This is a genomic window from Sphingobium sp. CECT 9361, assembly GCF_918741285.1.
Classification (GTDB): Bacteria; Pseudomonadota; Alphaproteobacteria; order Sphingomonadales; family Sphingomonadaceae; genus Sphingobium.
Genome location: NZ_CAKKNC010000016.1, coordinates 78,697 through 100,171 on the forward strand (window position 1 = coordinate 78,697; position 21,475 = coordinate 100,171).

Consider the following 21,475-nt stretch of genomic DNA (forward strand, 5'->3'; position numbering starts at 1 on the left):
GTGGCTACAGCGCGCGCATCAGTTCTGTTTTGGGACGGGATATTTCAAAAGCGAAAGCGCATGCGAATTTCAGTCGCTCGCGCAAATGAACGGGCAACCTAAATTGGTAACGACGCAGCGAGATCTGGCTGACACTGCCTATTCGGCTCAGCCCTCTGCTTTATTCCAGTCATCGAACACCGGACGTGTGAGCTGCAGCATATCCGTGCAGCGCGTATACCAGCCTGCGCCATGCATGCGCGCAATGAGCCCCATCGCTATCGTATCGATATGCAGGCGCTCGGGGTCGACCAGATCGTCCCGCACATGGAATTTCACTACCTCGCCCAGCACGATCGTCGTTAATCCGACTTCGATGCTCTGGTGCAGCCGACATTCCATCGTGACCGGGGCGGAGGCTATGCGCGGTGGCACGATGAGCGTGGAGGCCACGGTTTCAAGATGCGCGGCTTCCAGCTCATCGAAGCCTGGTGGCGCGTCAATGCAGGTGAAATTCATCGCCTCGGCGTCGCTCTCGCTCACCAGATTCACAACGAATTCGCGAGTTTCCAAAATGTTGCGCGCGCTATCCTTATAGCTGCCGTCCGCGCGCCGCATCAGCCCGATGGCCACCAGCGGCGGCTCCGCGCCCATCATGTTAAAGAAGCTATAGGGTGCTGCATTGCGCACGCCCTCTGGCGAGACCGTGGTCAACCACGCGATTGGCCGCGGGGTGATGGCCGCAGCCATCAGCTTGTAGCGCTCAGCGCCGGTCAGCGCTGCAAAATCAAATTCCATAACCTCAATTTTCTCCGGTCAGACGCACCGCGCGCTTGGGCGCAACATCTACAGTGAGATTGAAGATATCGGGCCGGGAATAATGGCCGGTCACGTCAAAATCATATTTGCCACGGATGACCTCGGCCTGATCGATTGTGGCGTAAAGGATCGTCTCGCCTGAAAAGTCCGGCCCGGCCAGCACTTCACCCAGCGGCCCCACGATCATGCTGCCGCCGCGCAGCAGCACCGTGTCAGGATCATCGCCGAGCGCACAATCATAATCGGCGGGATAAGCCCCGCGCGTGATGTGCTGGCAAGCCGACAAAACGAAACAGCGCCCTTCCAGCGCGACGTGTCTCATCGTGCTAGCCCAAGCATCGCGATCGTCCGCAGTTGGCGCGCAATAGAGCGTGATGCCCTGATCATACATCGCCATGCGCAGCATGGGCATGTAGTTTTCCCAGCAAATTACAGCACCGATCCGGCCTAGCGGTGTCTCGATCACCGGCATGGTCGAACCATCACCAAAGCCCCAGATGAGGCGCTCGGACCCGGTCGGCATCAGCTTGCGATGCTTCGCAATAAGGCCGTTTTCTCCATCGAGGAACAAAGCCGTGCAATAGACAGTGCCGCCATCCCGCTCGATCACGCCGACCACGACGAAGGCCCCTGTTTCGGCGCACGCGTCAACCAAGGCGGACACTTCGGGTCCCTCCAGCGCAATGGCTGCCTCATGATAGCGACGATAATCCTCCCGCCCTTCAGGACGACGCATTCCCACAGGCGCGCCAAAAGACGCACCTTTGGGATAGCCACCAAGAAAAGCCTCTGGAAATACGATCAGTTTGGCGCCCTTGCCCGCCGCCTCGCGGATGAGGTCCGCCGCTTTCAACGCCGATGCCATTGAATCAGTGGGTAACGACGCAGCCTGAACGACCGCTGCGGTGAAAATCTCTGGCATGGCTATCCTCGCGCCGAATGGCTGCTGGCATCGGCCAGCGTGCAAACACTATAATTCCAATTGACTCCGGCGCAACTTATTTTAAGCTTATAGTAATCCGCAGGAGACAACCATGTCTGAAACCAGCTTCGATCTATATCGTGAAGATATGCTCGGCCGCGCCAACGTGGTCGATACACCCGAACGACTGGCCTATTATCGGCGCCTATCCGAGCTTGGGACAGGCGCGCTTTGGACGGTCGCGAATAAGATCGAGCCGTGGCAGCCCGCTTCAACCAGCGTGCCAATGCTCTGGCGCTATCGCGATTTGCGTGAAGATGTGCTTCGGGCACTCGATCTCGTCACCCCTGAAGAAGCGGGTCGGCGGGTAATCTATCTGGAAAATCCTGGCCGGAGCGATGTAGTGGCCGCGGTCGGCTGGCTTTATTCGGGCTTGCAAGTGATGAAGCCCGGCGAATGCGCCTCATCCCACCGGCATAGCGCCTCGGCCTTGCGGTTCATCATGGAGGGTCAAGGTGCCTTCACAAATGTGGATGGACAGAAAATGACGTTGGGCGCGAATGATTTCGTGCTCACACCCAATGGCACATGGCATGAGCATGGCGTGGCTGAAGATGGAACCATATGCATCTGGCAGGATGGCCTGGACATCCCATTGATGAATGCGCTCGAAGCCAATTTCTACGAGGTTCACCCGGATCTCAATCAGGCGGTCAGTTATCCTGTCGACGCATCGGTGGCGACCTGGGCAAATGCAGGCCTGCGTCCCTGGGGATCGACATGGGACAAGCGCTATTCTCCGCTACTCAAATATGAATGGGCGCCCACCTATGAGGCGCTTAACAAATATGCTCGCGTAACCGATGGATCGCCTTTCGATGGCGTGCTCATGGAATATGTGAACCCGGATACGGGTGGCGCGGTGATGTCTACAATTGGCGCACATATGCAGATGCTGCGGCCCGGCGAGCACACCAAGGCGCACCGCCAGACGGGCAGCTTCGTCTATCAATGCTGCAAGGGCAAGGGCTGGTCGATCATTAACGGGCAGCGGTTCGACTGGCAGGAACGTGACATTTTCGTCGTTCCGGCCTGGATGTATCACGAACATGCCAATGCATCGGACAGCGATGATGCGTGCCTGTTTGCTTTCCACGATCTGCCCGTGATGCGCGCCCTCGGGCTCTACCGCGAGGAAGCCTTTGGGGACAATGGCGGTCACCAGCCAATCCTATCCAAGCGATCAAACCCATAATTCAGCGAACCAAGGAAATGCAATGCAACTAGTCACCTATCGCGCATCGGTCGAAGCCGAAGCGCGCCTCGGCGCGATCATTAACGATCTCGTGCTCGATCTTGCCCGTTTCGGCGAAACGCGTGGGGTCAATCTCCCCTCGACCATGCTGGAGTTTATCGATCTTGGTCCGACAGCGGTGAGCGCCGTCACCGCGCTGATCAGCAGCGCAAAGGGCGTGTTCCCCATCGGCAGTGCAGTGCCGCTCAGCAACGTAAAACTGCTCGCGCCGATCCCGCGTCCGCGCAAGAATATCTTTGGAATTGGGCTCAATTATACTGAGCATGTCGCTGAGAGTGCCAAGTCGCTGGACACATCAGCCGAACTGCCGCGCCAGCCGGTGATCTTCTCCAAGCCGCCAACCAGTGTAATCGGCCCGGACGAGCCAATCCTGCACAATGCGGAAATCACGAAACAGCTCGATTGGGAAGTCGAGCTGGCAGCGATCATTGGTACGCGAGCCAAGGGTGTCTCACGCGACAAAGCGCTCAACTACGTGTTTGGCTATACGGTCTGCATCGACATGAGCGCGCGCGATTGCCGACGCGCCGGCCAATGGATCTACTCCAAGGGACAGGACAGCTTCTGCCCTATGGGTCCAGTGGTGGTCACGGCCGATGAAATTCCCGATCCCCAGACGCTCGATCTGTGGCTGACCGTTAATGGAGTAGAGAAGCAGCGTAGCAACACCGCATTCATGCTCTTCAAGGTGGATGAGCTGATTGCCGATATCAGCAAGGGCATCACGCTGGAGCCCGGCGACATCATTGCTACAGGCACCCCCGCTGGGGTCGGCGCGGGCCGTGATCCCCAGGAGTGGGTCTGGCCCGGCGACACGATCATTGCCTGTGTTGAGGGCATCGGCACGCTGCGTCACCCAGTGGTAGCCGCGTAAAAGTCACTTAAACCGAAGGATTGTACAGCCGGGGTGGTCCCAGAACCACTCCGGCTGTTTTCACATGTCGGGGACCAGAACTCCCACCATGCGAGCGCGAATGTCTTCTGGCCAAGGCTCTGACGTCTGCGTCTCGAGGTTCATGCACACGAGAGTCCCGGTGGCCCGCAGCCTGTCCTGCCCCGTTGCGGCAAACACCGCTGAATAGGTGCAACTGCTGCGACCTACTCGTTCGGGTGTGAGCGAGATTGTCAGGTCTTCGCCCAGAGTGCTTGGCGCAATGAACTCGGCCGAAAGCTGTACAGTTGGCACCCCCAAGCCACGGTCCGTGTGCATCGAACGGAAGTCCACGCCAAGCTCCAGCGCGAACCAATCCTCAACTGCAGCATTCAGCATCTCGAAATAGCGTGGGTAGAAGACAATGCTGGCACCATCTATATGCGCAAAGCGAACCTTTGTGATTGTTTCGAACGGCATAGTCAGCGCTTCCCTCCTAAAGCGCCACGCACATCACCAAGCATGCGCGCCAACTCTTCCTTTTGTGTGGCCGGAACTTCGGCAAACAGTTCTGATATCCAGCGATGGTGCGCCTCTGCCAGCTCAAGAAAATGCTTGCGGCCCATTGGCGTAAGGGAGACGATCGCCGATCGCGCATCCAGCGGGTTGATTTGTGAAACGATCAGCCCGCGCTCTTGCAAATGCCGCACGACGACCGTCACATTGCCGTTGGACACTAACAGATCGCGGGAGAGCGCGCTCATGCGCAAACCTTCCGGCGCTCGGTATAAAGCCGCCAGAACATCGAAGCGCGGTAAGGTCGTGTCAAACTGATCCTCAAACCGGCGGCGCAACTGCTTTTCGCCAATTTTGGCACAAGCAAGCAAACGAACCCACATGCGCAATTCCGGGGTGCCCGCACCAACTGGCACCCCTTCTTCGCTCGACTTATCAAATAACGCCATCGCGAAATCCTGTATCAAATCGCCATATCACTGTATTTGACACCGCTTATCGCGTTGCCGGGCTTGATCGAGCCAGCCTACGCGCCTGATCAAATCCAAGAGCGTAGGCAGGTGGCACGAACTGGGAGTTATCCCCCGTGAGAGTGCTCGCACGCAATGTCCACACCGGATCTGCAAGATGCGGCCGACCCAGCGCAACCAGATCGGCGCGCCCTGCCGTCACGATGCTATTCACTTGATCAGATTCGACAATATTACCCACGGCAATGACGGGAATGCCGACTTCATTGCGTATACGGTCAGCCAATGGAGTCTGGAACATACGCCCGTAAACCGGCTTTCCATCCGGACTTGTCTCGCCCGCTGAAACGTCGATCAGGTCCACCCCGGCGTCGCGCAATACTCGAGCGATCGCAACAGCCTGCTCAGGCGTCGTGCCCTCTTCTCCCAGCCAGTCATTTGCGGAGATGCGCACCGCTAGCGGCTTATTGGCAGGCCAGGCTGCACGCACCGCCTCCGTCACCTGCACCACGAACCGCATCCGATTGGCCAGCATGCCGCCATGGCGATCCGTCCGGCGATTAAGCGCGGGAGATATGAAACTGGCAAGCAGTGAGCCGTGACCTGCGTGGATTTCGATCATGTCGAAACCGGCGCGATCAGCGCGATGGGTCGCCGCGACGAATTGCGCGCAGATCCGGGCGAGATCCTCCTCGTCGGCCGATTTTGGGGTCGCTCCACGCGACTGCCAAGGCTGGGCGCTGGCAGCGATGAGCGGCCACCCTTGTTCCAGGGGACGGTCAAATCCATCGGCGCCTTTAGGAACCTCACAGGCACCTCTCGGCCCGGCATGGCCTAGCTGCGCGCACAGGCGCGCCTTGCTGTGCTGGTGCGCGAACGACACGATCTGCGCCCACCCACTCACCTGATCATCCTCATATAATCCAGGGCAGGCAGGCGTCATCCGGCCTTCCGGCGCTACGGCCAAGGTCTCCGTGATAATCAACCCGGCTCCGCCCAACGCTCGCGCGCCATAATGCACACCGTGAAACGGCATCACCCGGGCTTCCTCATCGGCACTGTAGGTCAGCATCGCTGGGATCACGACACGGTTCGCCATTTGGAGATCGCGCAGTTTGAACGGCGTGAACATCGGCTGCGAAGTCGCGCCGTTGCAGCCCGCATGCTCCGCAAACCAGCTCTCAATGCCAGCCAGCCATTGTGGATCGCGCAGTCGCAGATTTTCGTGACTGACGCGCTGACTTCGCGTCATCAGGGAATAAGCAAACTGCGGCAGGTCGAAGCCGATATAACGGTCCAATGTTTCAAACCACTCGGTAGAATTGCGCGCGCTGTTCTGAATCTTGAGCACCTCGACATGTCGCAGATCGCGATACTCTGTCAGCGCCTGGCGCAAGACTGCGGAGTCATCCATGCCTGGCTTGTCGATTGCGTCGGCCAGAGCAATGGCGTCTTCCAGCGCAAGCTTGGTTCCAGAGCCGATGGAGAAGTGAGCAGTGTGCGCCGCATCGCCCAGCAGCACCACATTATCGAACGACCATTGATCGCACACCACGCGGTTGAAATTGATCCACGCCGCAGAGCCGCGCAGGTGACCGGCATTGGAAATGAGCGGATGCCCTTCCAATTGACGAGCGAAAATCTGCTCGCACAGCGTGATCGATTGCGCCTGCTCCATCGTGTCAAGGCCAAGCCCCTGCCAGGTTTCAGGCGAACACTCGACGATGAAAGTCGAATGCGTCTCATCGAAGCGATAGGCATGCGCCCATATCCAACCAGCATGCGTGTGCTCGAACAGGAAAGCGAAAGCATCGAACTTGCGTGTCGTGCCCAGCCAGCAGAATCTGTTGGTGCGCTGCTCGATAGTGACGCCAAGCCGATCCGCGTTGGCAGTGCGCACCTGACTGTTGATGCCATCTGACGCGACAATCAGATCGAAATCGGCAAAGCGCGCAAGATCGGCATCGACGTTGCTTTCATAGTGCAGCTCTACCCCAAGTGAGAGCGCGCGCTGTGCCAGAATCTCCAGCAGCCGCTTGCGACCGATCCCGATGAAGCCATGCCCGGAAGAGACCACAGACTGTCCCGATACCTGCACCTCGATATCGTCCCAATGCGCAAGCTCGCGCAACATTTCATCGGCGCTCAACGGATCGTTAGCAGTCAGGTTGGCCATCGTCTGGTCTGAGAAGACCACCCCCCAGCCGAACGTTTCGCCAGCGCGATTGCGTTCGAACACATGAATGTCGTGCGCTGGATCGCGTAGCTTCGCTGAGATCGCGAAATATAATCCGGCAGGCCCTCCGCCTAGACAGGCAACACGCATAGCAATCTCCTTTACTTCAACATTAAAGCAAAATTCTGGCATAGCCAAGGCTGATGTTGTGAGGTGGAATTATGAGGTAGCGTGAGCAGCGATGAGGCGACGCAGCAACGGCGCGCCAATGCGTATCTCGACTTCGAACAATGCTTCGAACTGGCGCGCACCGCGCACCTCACGCCGTAGTTGAGCAAGCTCGCGCGGGTTGGTCAGCAGAGCGACAACAGCCGTCGTTGCCTCATCCCCCAAGCCGGCAAGTATGATCAGCCGCTTCCCTGTTGCGCTCTTTCGAACCGAGAGATACCCAAAATCCTTGCGCACGCGGGACCGGTCGGCCGTATAAACCTCCCCCTGGAACACTGTACCTCGTGTCCGGTCGATCAGCCGATCATAAGCGGCTAGCTGGAAGTGCGAACTCGAAAAGACCTGCAATGTTAGCGGGCCAAGTTGCGAGAGCCTACCGACGAAGACAATGTCACTGCTCTCGAGCAACTCATTGTTCAGGCCGGAAACAGGCATGACTTCGCCGGCCTCAGCACGGTCTCCATCGGGTGGGTATAGCTTGCCCTGCACCGCCCACGCGGCCTCGACCGCGCTGAACGGCGCAAAATTGAGTCCGAAATCATAGAGTTGATAGAAGGTTTCCGGGTGTGCCTTGAGATAGGTGCCGAAATCATCACGCGTTCGGATTTCAGGATTGAGGATCATCCGCTGAATGCTGCGATGATCTTGCGTTTCTGCAAGCATCATGCTGTCGCCCACCACGATCAGTGGATTGAACGGCTCTGCGCTTGCGCCAAGCAACGTCTGGCGATTGTCCACTTTACCAGGCGTCTGCATAGGTTTTGGTGACACCAGGCTCCAGCTAAGAAAAGCAATGGCAGCACAGGCAATCAGGAGCAAACCAGCGCCAAGTGCCGGGTTCATTGTAGATAGGGCCGCCAGCCAATTCGGCAGCCCCGAGGCCGGACCGGTTGGATCATCCTGCACCAGCACGATGCGATATTCCCCTTTCGGGATGATAAGCCGGGGGCCTTGCTTGCCCAAATAATGGTCGTCGATACGTTTGCGCAGGCGATGGACATACACCCGCACTCCCGAATCTGAGCTGGTTTCAAGCGTCGCATCATTGCCGAACAGGGCAATGGCAATCTCGATTTCCTTGGGTGAGCGCTGATCAAGGGACCGCTCCACCAGAAGATCGAAAAGAGCAAGTTGGTTCGCTGAACGTCCTTGGCGAGAATCTCGCGAAATCGCGCAGTTTCCGCTTCGTATGGCGATTGGATATCGTCGGGCAATATAGGCTCCTCCGATCGCTTGCCGTCGGCCTCAGATTATGCGCGTTCCGATAGTCCAGTCGCGCGCAACACTGATTGGAGCATGCTCCAGCCACAATGCAAGACGGTCGGCTTCATCAGAAAGACCTGGCCGCAATGGCTATCTCGACCGGCAATAATGCCGCTCTACTCATTCTTGTCCAATGATGCTTCATAACGCCCCTCCCTAAGGCTTGTATTTATGCGGACCGAACGGGCCTGCGGTTCTCGGCAATGACGGTGCCATCGCGCGACGAACATTTGTTTTATGGTTGCTGGCACTAAGCGCAATTCGTTGCTTTTGTGAACCAGTTTATCACCCCGCCTCTTTTGTCCACGATGCCCCAATGAATAGATTTACGCCAATGTTTTTAAACATTTTTCACCGTGTAAATCTGATTTTTCATGTTGCGATTAAGAGACAATTACCGAGTATTATTGCGTATTGTTCTTACAACGTCTACCCATGGCGTTGCAGAAATAGGGTCGAAGGCGATCGTCCCGCGGAAAAGACGTAGCCTACAAGAGGAAGATGGGAAGAAAAATGGTTGAAGCGTCACATGATTCCAGGCTGTTAAAGTACCCGCTGTCCATGCGTATCCTTCATTGGATTCGGGCTGTTCTGATATTGGGCCTCATCTGGGCGGGCTGGCGCATGACCGGTTTTCCTGAAGACACACCGATGGAAAAATTCAATTTTTACTATTCCAACCACAAGCAGTTCGGCGTCCTCGTCTGGCTGATCGCCATTGTCCATCTGGTTATCCGCTGGCGCAAGCAAGCGATCCTGCCGCAGACGCCCTCCGGCCTGTCTCGTTGGGAGAAGATACTATCCAAGGTCGTGCATCGGCTTATCATCACGCTTACCTTGCTCGTGCCGATGTTGGGCTATGCCATGTCATCCAGCTTCACACAGAGCGATGGCGTACCCTTCTTCTTCATCCATGAAGTGCCTGAGATATTGCCGAAGAATGACGCGGCATTTAAGGTTTATGACATGCTGCACGAATATGCCGCTTATACCCTGCTCGGCCTGATCGTGCTGCACATCGCGGGTGCCATCAAGCACCGCCTCACCGACAAGGGTGGAGAAAGCGACGTTCTGCCCCGCATGCTCTAGGGTGAGCGCTAACTTTAAGGCGAGCGCTAATCTGATCACGGCCTGACGGGCTAGCGGTACGACCGCCCCGTCAGGCCGCTTCCCTCGCGCACCCACTGCACGGCAGGGACATCTCGGAACGATCCTAGATAGCCTGATCCGTCACGACCCGGGGCTCGATACTATCAGTGGATGTGGAACTGTTGCGCAGCAAGGCTAAGGCGGCCGTGACACTCGCCCATACCTTCCCCTGGACTCACTGCATAGATACCCGTTGCAAAAGCGGCGCCAGTTCATCCGGCCCTACCTCCCCGATGCAGCCGGACAGCATCGCCCTTTGCGCGCGCCCCTGCGGCGGCCAAACCCAGCGACGACCTAAAAAACTCCGCGCCCTCAGATGAGGACCAGAGCCTGGAGCATTCTCCAATCGGTTCGAATTGTCTGGTGGTTCGGACGACGCAGCGAAACAAAAAACTAGAGCGATCGATCCAATTGCATTGGATCGATCGCTCTAGGAGAGGTCGGTAGCTCTCAGTTTCTGATGGAGAGCGTCAAACCCACGGTGCGGGGGCGGAATGAACCAGCGCGATAGAATGTCGAATCCGGCGTTTCGTGGAACAGACCGAGCAACGGCAGGCTGTTGGTCACATTGTTCACGAAGAGGCTGAGGTCCAGCTTCTTGTCACCCAACGCTCCGAAGCGTCCACCCAGACGCACATCAAGCTGAGACGTTGCAGGCGGACGCGGCAGTGTAGGATCGACCAGTGGCGAGTTCACGTCCACGGGACGATTGATCTTGCTGCTGTAGCTGAAGTCCGCCCGTCCATAGAGCTCCGTTTCACCAACTGGCTGGGTATATTCCGCATTAAGCTGCAACGTCCACGGTGCAACCAGCGGGAATGGTTCGCCCGCTTGGCGAATGACGCTGTTATCGGGCCCCGGAATGGCGGTCGTGTAGCGCGCATTGATGTAGGATGCGGAGGCGCCCAGTGTCAGACCTGTTACCGGCTTGACCGAAACAGCGAGATCGAAACCCTCAATCTTGGCGCTGCCAAGGTTGAGCGCGGTCTGGATCGTACATTGCGGGAGAGCGAACAGCGTCTGAACGTCTTTCCAATCGATCCGATAAGCAGAGGCGTCGATTGCAACCTTCCCGCCGAACAGACGGTTCTTGCTGCCGATTTCATAGCTCCAGATCGAATCCGGGTTCACGGTTAGCGTCGCGAATGGATCGAAGCCGATAGCCGCCGCATCAGCGACACAGTTCGCTCCGACCGGCGATGATACACCCGGCCCACGAACCCCTTTGCTGGCGCTGGCATAGAAGAGATTGTTCCGATCGGCCTGGAACGAGACGCCAAACTTCGGCGTCAGCGTCTTGCTGGTCGTATCGGCAACATCCGTCTGGCCATCTGTCGAAGGGACCGGACCAGCGCCGAAGCCTTTGAACTTGTATTTCGCTATGGTGTAACGAAGCCCGGCAGTCAGCTTGAGGCCATCGAGGATTTCGTAATCGCCCTGAGCATAAGCGGCATATTGCGTGTCGCGATGCTCGTTACGTACGAAGTTCGAATAGAGCCCTTGGTACAGTTCTGTTCCGAAGGGAGAATCGGTCAGGCTGTCGAATGGCGGCGCCCCTTGGGCAGCCTGCCCAATATTGATGACGTCCAGCAGGCGCGGATCGAAGGCGCCATATTGATCGCGGACATAGGACTTTTGATAAAACAAGCCGGCGATCCAGTTGAACCGGTCATTCTGGTTATCGTCCTGCAGCCGCAGTTCCTGCGTGAAGGCCGTCTGCTTGGTCTGGTTCAGGGTGTAGGGTGAATAATCCTCAAACCCGGCCGGGAACGGCCTTTCGACCAGACCGCCCGAGAAAACGAAGCTCAGCGACTTGTCATCGTTGATCGTCTCGGTCGTGCGGTGAAAATAGGAGGTGTCCGAGATGAGCGACACGCCGCCCAGCTCAAGCTCAACCTTGAGCGCGGGGAGCTTGAACCGATCTTTGCGGGGCTCTGCGCGCTGGTTCAAGCTCAGCCGGAAATCTCCACGGTCGAGGTCTGACGTCGCCAGTTCGAACCGCGAGCCATCCTTGATATGCAGCTTCTGATAGAACAAAGACGGCGTAATAGCAAGGGTTTCAGTGGGTTTGAAGCCCAGCGCAATGCGCGCAGCAACCGTGCCCGCCTGATCCATGTCCTTCTTGACCAGCGCACCCGTATTGGGATCGAGCCGGTCCACATAACCGCCGTCATGACGATGCCAGATGCTGGCACGGAAGGCGATCTGATCTTCCACTAAAGGCGCGCCCACGGCAACGCCGCCTTCATAGCTTAGGCCGCCATTCAAAGTATCGGCAAGCTCCGATCGGGCATAGATGTCCATGCCTGTATAATTGGGCTTGGGCGTGATGAAGCGGATCGCACCGCCGACAGATCCACTGCCGAACAGAGTGCCTTGCGGCCCACGAAGCACTTCGATTCGCTCCAGGTCAAAGACCTGGGGATAGGCATTGCTAAGCGACGGACTCACGCCCACGCGCGTCTGCACAGGCGTGTCATCAATGTAGATGCCCGTTGTTGGAATACCCGACTGGGAGTCGACACCGCCTATGGATATTGCGGTCTGCCCAGTACCATAGAGCACTGCGCTCTGCCCGAAGGTAATGCCGGGGGTGATCGAAGCGATGTCCGCAATCGAGCGCACGCCCTGCACGTCTAACTCCTCGCGTCCCTTGGCGACGATGCTAGCCGGGGTGCGACTTAGGACGGTCGACTTGCGGGTCGCCGTCACCACGATCTCACCCAGATCACTGGCTTGTTCATCTGCCTGATCTGCGGTCGTGCCAGCAGTTTGGGCGTGCGCCGGCGCCATGAACGAAAGCATCGCGCTGGACAGAAGCAATATCTTGATCGGCATGTTCCGACCGAATGGCATGGTGGCGTTCAAATTGGGTCTCCCTTTTCCCCGTTGCAAAGCAACCGATCTTTGCCGCGCTCGCCCTGCCAGTATGCTGGCTCGACCGAGGCGTAATTGACGACACCTTGCCGTCGACTCTATCTATGCAAATACATATTTCAAGATTGAAGTAAATGCAACGCTGCTTTGCATGCGCTGACATGGCCCATGACGCTCAGGCGGTCCTCTTCGACAGCCTGAGCGATGCATGGGGATGGGGATAAGTACTTGCAGCGTCAGCCGAAAATTTTCTCCGCTGGAACATGCTCGAGGCCAAGCCCTTCGGCAACCGCCTGATAGGTCACCTTGCCATCCCACACATTGAGGCCGGCAAGAAGATGCGGATCATTCTGCAGCGCCTTCTTCCAGCCATGCTCTGCAATCCGCAGAGCATGAGGCAACGTCACGCTGTTCAATGCATAGGTGCTGGTGCGCGCGACAGCGCCGGGCATGTTGGCAACGCAATAGTGCACGATGTCGTCGACTACATAGGTGGGCTCGGCATGGGTGGTCGCGTGGCTGGTTTCAAAGCAGCCACCCTGATCGATCGCAACGTCGACCAGCACGGCGCCTTTGCGCATCGTCTTGAGCATATCGCGTGTGACGAGCTTGGGCGCCGCTGCACCGGCGACCAACACGGCGCCGATAACGAGATCAGCCGCCGCAACTTCCTCAGCCAAGCTCGCGCGGCTCGAAAAGCGCGTCTTGGCCCGCGCCTCAAAATACATGCCAAGGCGCTCCAGCACTTCCGGGCTGCGATCAAGGATTGTGACGTCAGCGCCGAGACCAGCCGCCATTTGCGCAGCGTTGAAGCCGACCACGCCGCCGCCAATAACAACGACCTTGGCAGGCAGCACGCCCGGCACGCCACCCAGCAACACACCGCGCCCGCCATGTGCCTTTTCCAGCGCGGTCGCACCGGCCTGAACCGACATGCGGCCAGCGACCTGGCTCATGGGCTTGAGCAATGGCAGACCGCCTTGCGCATCCGTGACGGTCTCATAAGCGATACAAACTGCGCCCGATGCCATGAGATCGCGCGTCTGTTCCGGGTCCGGTGCGAGGTGGAGGTAGGTATAGAGGATCTGCCCCTTGCGCAGCATTGCGCGCTCGACTGGCTGCGGCTCCTTGACCTTCACAACCATCTCGGCCTTTGCAAATACTTCGGCAGCCGTTGAGACCAGCGTTGCGCCCGCTTTAAGGTATTGATCGTCGCTGGCGCCAATGCCCTCGCCTGCACCGGCCTCGACGATAACCTCATGACCGCGAGCCGTAAATTCATGCACACTTTCAGGCGTCAGCCCCACGCGATATTCGTGGTTCTTAATTTCTTTCACCGTTCCAATAATCATCGCGCACCTCCAGCTTGAGTTGACGCCAATCTAGCGAAACTCAGCGAAAAAAATTGTCTATTTTTATGGATATTAAATCAAATATTCCGTATATTATTGCTTACGAGTAACAATCAGGGAAATTTTTTCGATGACGCGCGCTGATGTGGTGCTGCTGTCCCAACTTCAGGCCAACTCCAATCGCTCCATCGCTGACTTGGCCTCGGTGGCGAACATGTCGACATCGGCCTGCCACCGGCGCATCCGTTTACTGGAAGAGCGCGGCCTGATCACCGGCTATGCCGCGCGGCTCGATCCTGCAGGACTCCGGCTGGGCATTCACGGGTTCATTGAAATCAGCTTGGTGAGCCAGTCCGAGCAAATGATGGCTGCGTTCGAAGCTGCTGTGCGCGCGCATGACGATATTCTCGAATGCCATCTCATGTCCGGCTCAGCCGATTATCTGCTACGGATCGCTGCCATCGACATCGCCCATTTCGACAGGTTGCACCGGATGTGCCTTTCCAAGCTGCCGGGCGTATCGTCCATGCGGACCAGCTTCTCGATCCGCAACATCAAGGCGTGGCAAGGGTATCCGCTGACTCATCTTTCGGGAGGCATCCATCAGGAAGATGAAGGCATCGCTGCCATCTGAGCATCAAATCCACCCCAACGCAGCGGCCTCCCGGCAGCCAAGATTATTCTAAAGCAAAGAATCCATCACAGTGAAGTCTCATCAAAGGGCGGCCTGGATCGCAGAAATCCGGGCGTTGAGTGCATTGGCGCTGCCATTCGTCATTGGCAACCTCGCGTGGTCGCTTGTGGCGGCGAGCAACCTGTTCCTGCTGGGCCGGGTAAGTGCCGAGGCAATGGCAGCCGGTTCGCTCGCCACCAATCTCTACAATGCCCTCCAAATATTTGGCATGGGGATTGCGACTGCTGTGTCCCCGATGATCGCTCGCGAGCGCGGACGGCGCAAATTTGCGGTGCGCGACATCCGCCGCACGGTTCGCCAAGGCATGTGGGTAACGCTCGCGATTTGCTTGCCGGTTTGGGCTTTGCTCTGGCACGCTGAATCGATTCTCCTCGCCTTGGGACAGCAAGCCGCATTGTCCGCCCAGGCGGCATCGCTTCTACGCGGACTGCAATGGGCTCTTCTTCCCTATTTATGGTTCTATGTTCTAAGGCACTATGTCGGCGCTATGGAACGCCCGATCTGGGGCGTCATAATTACGCTAATCGCGCTGCCTGTGAATTTTCTTGCGGGGTGGACACTCATTCTGGGCAATCTCGGAATGCCCGCGCTGGGACTATTCGGCGCCGGTCTGGCAAGCAGCCTCACGGCGGTCACGATGCTTGTAGCGATAGTCATCGTCATCTCACGCGACCGCCAGTTCAGGCGTTTTCAACTGTTTGGCCGCTTCTGGGTGGCAGACTGGCCGCGCTTCGGCTCGCTGCTCAGGCTTGGCATGCCCATTGCCGTCCTCTTTGCGATGGAAGTGACCGTGTTCAATGCGGCTGCTTTTCTGATGGGTACTATCGGGCAAGCATCGCTCGCTGCCCATGCCATAGCCAATCAGGCCGCCGCGCTGGCCTTCATGATACCGCTTGGGATCAGTCAGGCCGCAACGATCCGAGCAGGCCTTGGGTTTGGCCGGGGTGATGCGGATGCAGTCAGACGGTCAGGCCGAGTTGCCCTCACTGTCGGCGTTGGCTTCGCCGTTGCCGCCGCTACTTTGCTTGCGGTGTTGCCAACCCAGTTCATCGGCCTTTTCCTTGACCTGCGCGACCCCGCAAATGTCGAAGTCGTACGTCTGGCGACAAGCTTTATCTATGTGGCAGCTCTGTTTCAGTTGTTCGATTCCACTCAGGCTGTAAGCGCTGGGCTCTTACGCGGCCTGCACGATACCAAAGTGCCAATGATCATCGCGGCGACGGGATATTGGGTTTTCGGCATGGGTATCGGATCGTTCCTGGCCTTCAGGACTCCGCTGGCCGGCCTTGGCATCTGGATTGGTCTTGCCAGCGGGTTGGCGGTGGTGGCGCCGTTCCTGGCCTGGCGCTGGTTCTCGACAATAAGTCGGCTCGCCGTGCGCGCGTGATCAACGCAAGCTATGCAAAGCAGTGCGCCGACAACTGGCAAAGACTTATGCGCCCAACCCACCCATCAGCGCATATTTAATGTTCATATAATCCGACAGACCGTGGCGTGAGCCCTCGCGCCCCATGCCGGATTGCTTGACGCCCCCAAAGGGCGCGGTCTCTGTCGAGAGAATGCCCTCATTGATGGCGACCATTCCATATTCCAGCTTCTCCATGACGCGCCAGACACGACCAAGGTCGCGACTGTAGAGATAAGCGGCCAGCCCGTAGATGGTGTCATTGGCAATGGAGATGGCCTCGGCCTCATCCTTGAAGCGGATGACGGGTGCAACTGGACCGAAAATCTCGTCCTGCACAATGCTCATGTCCCGTGTGACGCCCGTGAGCACCGTGGCAGGATAGAAGGCGCCTTGCGCGCCAGTACCGCCCGTGCGCACGGCGCACCCAGCTGCGGCGGCCTCTTCCACGAGACCGGCGACACGCGCTGCCTCGCGCGCATCGATCAGTGGACCGAGGTCGACACCCTCGCTTAAGCCATCGCCCATCTGCAACTGGCCAACCCGTGCTACCAGCTTCTCAACAAATGCGTCATGCACGCCATCCTGCACAAGCAGGCGATTGGCGCACACACATGTCTGCCCGGCATTGCGATATTTCGACAGGATTACGCCTTCTACCGCAGCATCCAGATCCGCATCTTCAAAGACGATGAAGGGCGCATTGCCACCTAGTTCCAGGCTAAGCCGCGTAACCTGTTGGGCAGCCTGCGCCATCAGTATCTTGCCCACATGCGTAGACCCTGTGAAACTGAGCTTGCGGATAAGCGGATGACTGCAAAACAGTGCGCCGATCTTGGATGAGGTTTTGGTGGGCGTGACGCGGAACAGGTCGGCGGGAATGCCCGCCTGATGCGCAAGCGCCTCAAGAATGAGCGCGGTAAGTGGCGTCGCCTCGGGTGGCTTGACGACAATTGCGCAGCCCGCCGCCAGAGCCGGGGCGACCTTGCGCGTGATCATCGCCATCGGGAAATTCCACGGCGTGATTGCTGCGCACGTGCCGACCGGCTGACGAATTGTGAGCGTGCGGCTGTTCGGGGAAAAGCCTGGGATCACCTCACCATAGGCGCGCTTGCCCTCCTCTGCGAACCATTCGACATAGGATGCGCCATAGGCAACTTCGCCCTTCGCCTCACGAAATGGCTTGCCGCTCTCCATGCTCATGATCCGGGCAAGCTCATCGCTATTAAGCAGGATCAACTCGTGCCAGCGCCGCAATATGTTCGCGCGCTGCTGGGCAGTCTTCATTTGCCAGTCGGCGCGGACCGCATCTGCCTTATCGATGATGGCGGACACCATGTCGCTATCATGGCTCTTCACGCGGGCAATCAGCTGGTCATTGGCGGGATTATAGACGGCAACGCCGTCCGCATCGCAGAAGCTGTCGTTGATCAGCGATAGAATATGGGATGTCATGAGGGGACCTTCAGTGAATCAGGCAAAGCGCGGTCTAAAGCACCATTACTTTTGCGCTTACAAATAGATGCCGCGCGAATAGCCCCCATCTATGGCGATGGATTCTCCATTGATGGAGCCGCCATGCGCGCTCGCGAGGAAAGCAATCGCTTCACCCACTTCTTGCGGCATAGAGAGGCGGCGTGTGGGAATCTGGCTGACAAATTCAGCCTCGATCTCATGCGGCGAGACGGCTTTCTCGGCTGCCATGTCGACAAATAATTCATCGAGATGCGGCGTGCGCGTCAGACCGGGATGCACAGCGTTGACCGTGAGGCCGAAAGGACCAAGCTGATCCGCCAGTACTTTCGTGAGGTGCGTTACGGCCACATTGCGCAGGCCACTCAGCGTATCGCTCGACCGTCCGGTGAGACCGCCGACATTGATAATGCAGCCCAATCCGCGCGCCTTCATGATAGGCACGACCGCCTGAATGCAGCGCAGATAGCCGCCAACCTTTGTGTCTGTGTCCGCCACCAGCGCATCGACATCGACCTGCTCTATGGAGCCACCGATGGGGTTGCTGCTAGCAGCGGCATTCACCAACAGGTCGATCCTGCCGAATTGCTCGACGGCCTTGGCGACCATCGTGTTAACGGAAGCCGTGTCGGTCACATCGCAACTGATCGCTTCAACGCGCGTCGAACCGCCGAGCTTTTCAGCAGCTTTGCGCAGGCCAACCATATTTCGTGCTACCAATACGAGGGCATAACCCTTGTTGCACAGCACCTGTGCGATGCCCGGCGCCATGCCGCCACTTGCGCCCGTAATGATAGCGACGGGATTGCCCGTCATGGCAATTCCGCCTGAATCAACAGCGGACCATCATGCGACAGACCGCGTGCGAGAGCGGCATCGAACTCGCCAGCCGTCGTCACCCGTACAGCCTCGACCCCATAGCCCGCAGCTAGCGCAGTCCAGTCAGCGCGCGGGTTGTCGAGGCGGGTCAGAGAGGCAATCACCGGATCCTCCAAGGGCGCTTCAACGCGGTTGAGTTCGGTCTGCAGAATGCCATAGCGGTGATTGGCCGCGATAATGATCGTCACGGGCAGCTTCTCGCGGGCCATCGTCCAGAGGGATTGCACCGTATAATGGCCGCTTCCATCCGACTGGAGCGACACCACACGGCTACCCGGTGCAGCGAGCGCAGCGCCCACCGCACACGGCAGACCCTGACCGATAGCGCCGCCGGTGTTCGTCATCACACGATGACGCCGCGCATGGCCTGCATTGCGCAGCCACGGACCGCCAAGGGTGGAACCTTCCAGCGAGATGATGGCGTCATCCGGCAATTGCTGGACGAGACTGTCCACGATCATGTCTGCCGAGAGTGGCGCATCTGGCGCCCGCGCGGTAGGCCTGCGCGGTGCCTTGGCGGCAGGTGCGGCTACCGCTCCATCGAGACGCGCGGCCAACGCCTCAAGCGCTGCAACGCCTGCCTCGGCAGGGTCGCTCAAGCACAGCAAGCGTTCATCGGGGACGAGCTGGCTTGGAAAGCCTTCATAGCCAAAATAGCTGATCGGCTTGAGTGCGCCAGCCAGCACAACACGGGCCTCGCCCATCTGGCGGATCACGTCTTCTGGGAAATAGGCCTGCCGTTCAATGGGAGGAAGATCGCCGCCCAATGGCACGATCGCAGGGTAAGGCTCCATCAGCACACGCCCCCCGACCTTCGCCACAATATCCGCCGCAGCGCGCTGGCCCTGCTCAGTCAATGCGTCGCCCCCCAGCAGCAGGATCAGGTCCTGCGCGCCAGTGACGAATTCTGCGGCCTTGTCGATATGCGCCGCGCCCACGGTGCGCCGGGCTGGTGGCGCAACCGGCACAGTGACGGGATCAACCTGCACGTCCATGATGTCCGTCGGCACGATCAGCGTAGTGGGGCCGCCGGGCGCGCCTGCCGCTGCTTCAAGCACACGGGCCACATCAGTTCCGATTGCCTGCGGATCGCGCATCCGCACCACAGCAACGGAAACAGGCGATGCAAGCGATTCAATATCCGATGTGAGCGGCGCGTCATAAGGCAGGTGCCAGCTCGCATGGTCCCCAATGATGGTCACAATAGCGGAGCGCGCACGGCGAGCATTGTGCAGATTGGCGATGCCATTGCCAAAACCCGGCCCGAGGTGCAGCAAAGTCAGCGGCGTCTGGCCGGACACACGCGCATAGCCATCCGCCGCGCCGGTGCAAACGCCCTCGAACAGGGCAAGCACGGAGCGGATTTCAGGCACATCGGCAAGCGCATCGACGAGCGTCAGTTCAGTTGTGCCGGGGTTTGCGAAGCAGATGCGCGCGCCCCCAGCATGCAGCGCCTTTAGCAGCGCAACCGCGCCATTGCCGCTCTTCGTCTCTGCATGTTCCATCGCGCCTCGTCCTTCGCTTGAGGTTGTCATGCCGGGGCCGCAGCGGACCGGACGCCCGCCAGAAACCCGGCCACAAGGCCATGAAAAATATCGGGTGCATCATCGTGCACATAATGGCTGGCCGAAGGCACGGTGGCATGGGTGATGCGCGGGTTGCGGCGCTCCATTTCTTCCACTGCCTCCAGCTTGCAGAAATCCGAGCGGCCGCCACGGATCACGAACGCAGGCACGCGGATTGCATCGACGACGGGCCATAGATCCACTACGCGCGCAGGATCAGGCTCCATGCGCGTGCGGCTGACACCTGCCGCATCGTAACGCCACTCAACCCGCCCATTGGCGTTTTCCCGTAGACTTTCTGCAACGCGCTGCTCGATGGCTTCCGCGCCCACGGTGGGCCGGGCCGCGTGCCAATAAGCGCGCGCTGCGTTCCAATCCGCAAAGTCGCTTGGAAGCGCCTTCATTTCCGCCTTGATGCGCTCGGCACCGGCACCGCTGATCGATGCACCGGGCGCAATATCCTCGATGATGAGCGCGTCAATCCGCTCGGGGTTACGCGCCGCATAGACATAGGCCGTGGTCCCGCCCATCGAATGGCCAAGCAGCGTGAAGCGTCCGAGGCCAAGTCGCTCAACAAGCACTTCCAGATCGCTCAGATAGAAATCTGTGTAATAATTGGCTGCCGGGTCCCAATCGCTTTCACCCCGCCCGCGCTGATCGAGTGCAATCACGCGGCGGCTGTCACCCAGTGCAGCAGCAAGGCCGCGCCACGTGCCCGAATAGCCGCGCAGGCCATGCAGCAAAATAAGCGGATCGCCAGCCGGATCGCCCCATTCGCGCACCCGCAAGCTTAAGCCGTCGCGGGTCTTGATGAAGCCTTCTCTCTCCCCCTGCGCCTTGGGCACTGGTAGTGGAGGATGGCTCGACAGGGAAGATGCCGGCTGGCTGACCATATCAGACCAGACCGTCTTCGCCGCGCACCTGCGAGGCTTCAAGGCCGCCAAGGCGCGCATTGAGGCGACCGCGGGTGGCAAATGCCCAGCAGACGATCACTTCATCGCGATTGGGCGCATCGTCGAATGATACGCTCATCGTGTCATAGTGGGAGCGCACGTAGAGCGCATCCTTGTGAGCAAGCGGAATATCCAGAATAGTGCCGGGCACGCCGCGCTTGCCCGTGGAGGGCACCCAGGACTTGGCACCGCCCAGGGCGTCGCGCACCGGGTTGGCTGCCGGATTAGTCAGCAAGGCGTTGCCATGCTCATATTCGCCGTCAAGCCCGACGAGAATGGCCTTGCCATAGCTTTCGATTGCGCGGCCACCGGTCAACTCCGCCAGGCGACGGCCCACTTCGATGCCGATCGAGGGCGATGCCTCGATCCAGACGCTCAGATCCTCGACATACTCACCCGCATAGGGGTTCTGGATGCAGGCTGCGATCATATACTTGAATACGGGTTCACCATCGGCTGCCGCACCGGTCTCACCGCTGCAAATTTCCTGAATCTGGCTGAACCATCTGCGGATCTTGAACGCTTCAAGGCCTTGGGGATTGCTCATAAACTTTCCTTTCTCAACATGC

At 58.7% G+C, this 21,475-nt stretch carries 18 protein-coding genes; 5 read left to right on the plus strand and 13 right to left on the minus strand.

Features of this window, described 5'->3' with window-relative positions; all coding sequences use genetic code 11:
- Positions 1–147 precede the first annotated feature (147 nt).
- Entirely contained in the window at positions 148–777 is a 630-nt protein-coding gene (locus LQ220_RS18625; RefSeq protein WP_230189638.1) for a flavin reductase family protein, read from the minus strand.
- Between the two features lie 4 nt (positions 778–781).
- On the minus strand, positions 782–1,720 hold the full coding sequence (locus tag LQ220_RS18630) for a carbon-nitrogen hydrolase family protein (RefSeq protein ID WP_230189639.1): 939 nt from the start codon (positions 1,718–1,720) through the stop codon (positions 782–784).
- A 112-nt stretch (positions 1,721–1,832) separates the two neighbouring features.
- Between LQ220_RS18630 and LQ220_RS18635 the strand changes: the two genes are divergently transcribed.
- On the plus strand, positions 1,833–2,975 hold the full coding sequence (locus tag LQ220_RS18635) for a cupin domain-containing protein (RefSeq protein ID WP_230189640.1): 1,143 nt from the start codon (positions 1,833–1,835) through the stop codon (positions 2,973–2,975).
- A gap of 22 nt (positions 2,976–2,997) precedes the next feature.
- A complete protein-coding gene (locus tag LQ220_RS18640) occupies positions 2,998–3,909 on the plus strand; it encodes a fumarylacetoacetate hydrolase family protein (RefSeq protein WP_230189641.1) in 912 nt (303 codons plus the stop codon).
- A 60-nt stretch (positions 3,910–3,969) separates the two neighbouring features.
- Here LQ220_RS18640 and LQ220_RS18645 read toward each other — a convergent pair whose 3' ends face one another.
- The 4 genes from LQ220_RS18645 to LQ220_RS18660 all read right to left on the minus strand — a co-directional run bounded on the left by LQ220_RS18645 (position 3,970) and on the right by LQ220_RS18660 (position 8,406).
- Positions 3,970–4,386, minus strand: coding sequence for a thioesterase family protein (locus LQ220_RS18645; protein ID WP_230189642.1), 417 nt, complete (start codon positions 4,384–4,386; stop codon positions 3,970–3,972).
- 2 nt (positions 4,387–4,388) lie between these two features.
- Positions 4,389–4,871 carry a MarR family transcriptional regulator gene (locus tag LQ220_RS18650; protein ID WP_230189643.1) on the minus strand — a complete coding sequence of 161 codons (483 nt, stop codon included), beginning with the start codon at positions 4,869–4,871 and terminating at the stop codon, positions 4,389–4,391.
- Positions 4,872–4,917: 46 nt separating this feature from the next.
- Positions 4,918–7,218 (minus strand): bifunctional salicylyl-CoA 5-hydroxylase/oxidoreductase, encoded by a 2,301-nt coding sequence (locus LQ220_RS18655; RefSeq protein ID WP_230189644.1) that lies wholly within the window; start codon positions 7,216–7,218, stop codon positions 4,918–4,920.
- Positions 7,219–7,287: 69 nt separating this feature from the next.
- Positions 7,288–8,406, minus strand: a complete 1,119-nt coding sequence (locus LQ220_RS18660; protein WP_230189645.1) for a hypothetical protein — start codon at positions 8,404–8,406, stop codon at positions 7,288–7,290.
- 714 nt (positions 8,407–9,120) lie between these two features.
- Here LQ220_RS18660 and LQ220_RS18665 point away from each other — a divergent pair.
- Entirely contained in the window at positions 9,121–9,648 is a 528-nt protein-coding gene (locus tag LQ220_RS18665; protein ID WP_230189646.1) for a cytochrome b/b6 domain-containing protein, read from the plus strand.
- A 510-nt stretch (positions 9,649–10,158) separates the two neighbouring features.
- Here the strand turns inward: LQ220_RS18665 and LQ220_RS18670 are convergent.
- On the minus strand, positions 10,159–12,576 hold the full coding sequence (locus tag LQ220_RS18670; RefSeq protein ID WP_230189647.1) for a TonB-dependent receptor: 2,418 nt from the start codon (positions 12,574–12,576) through the stop codon (positions 10,159–10,161).
- Between the two features lie 245 nt (positions 12,577–12,821).
- A complete protein-coding gene (gene ald / locus LQ220_RS18675) occupies positions 12,822–13,937 on the minus strand; it encodes an alanine dehydrogenase (RefSeq protein WP_230189648.1) in 1,116 nt (371 codons plus the stop codon).
- A 130-nt stretch (positions 13,938–14,067) separates the two neighbouring features.
- On the opposite strand from ald, the gene LQ220_RS18680 reads away from it, so the two are divergent.
- Together LQ220_RS18680 and LQ220_RS18685 are read left to right on the plus strand one after the other, a co-directional pair.
- The gene (locus LQ220_RS18680) at positions 14,068–14,571 is read left to right on the plus strand and encodes an Lrp/AsnC family transcriptional regulator (RefSeq protein WP_230189649.1); all 504 of its coding nucleotides are present in this window, start codon (positions 14,068–14,070) and stop codon (positions 14,569–14,571) included.
- Positions 14,572–14,641: 70 nt separating this feature from the next.
- On the plus strand, positions 14,642–16,018 hold the full coding sequence (locus LQ220_RS18685; RefSeq protein ID WP_230189650.1) for an MATE family efflux transporter: 1,377 nt from the start codon (positions 14,642–14,644) through the stop codon (positions 16,016–16,018).
- 45 nt (positions 16,019–16,063) lie between these two features.
- On the opposite strand, the gene LQ220_RS18690 is transcribed toward LQ220_RS18685, so the two are convergent.
- From LQ220_RS18690 to LQ220_RS18710, 5 genes are read right to left on the minus strand one after another with little or no spacing between them, the layout of a single operon-like run.
- Positions 16,064–17,491 carry an NAD-dependent succinate-semialdehyde dehydrogenase gene (locus LQ220_RS18690; protein WP_230189651.1) on the minus strand — a complete coding sequence of 476 codons (1,428 nt, stop codon included), beginning with the start codon at positions 17,489–17,491 and terminating at the stop codon, positions 16,064–16,066.
- 57 nt (positions 17,492–17,548) lie between these two features.
- Positions 17,549–18,325 (minus strand): SDR family oxidoreductase, encoded by a 777-nt coding sequence (locus LQ220_RS18695; protein ID WP_230189652.1) that lies wholly within the window; start codon positions 18,323–18,325, stop codon positions 17,549–17,551.
- On the minus strand, positions 18,322–19,893 hold the full coding sequence (locus tag LQ220_RS18700; RefSeq protein WP_230189653.1) for an acetolactate synthase large subunit: 1,572 nt from the start codon (positions 19,891–19,893) through the stop codon (positions 18,322–18,324). The genes LQ220_RS18695 and LQ220_RS18700 overlap by 4 nt, the downstream gene beginning before the upstream one ends.
- Positions 19,894–19,919: 26 nt before the next feature.
- Positions 19,920–20,888, minus strand: coding sequence for an alpha/beta hydrolase (locus tag LQ220_RS18705; protein WP_230189654.1), 969 nt, complete (start codon positions 20,886–20,888; stop codon positions 19,920–19,922).
- Entirely contained in the window at positions 20,848–21,453 is a 606-nt protein-coding gene (locus LQ220_RS18710) for an amino acid synthesis family protein (protein ID WP_230189655.1), read from the minus strand. The genes LQ220_RS18705 and LQ220_RS18710 overlap by 41 nt, the downstream gene beginning before the upstream one ends.
- Positions 21,454–21,475 lie beyond the last annotated feature (22 nt).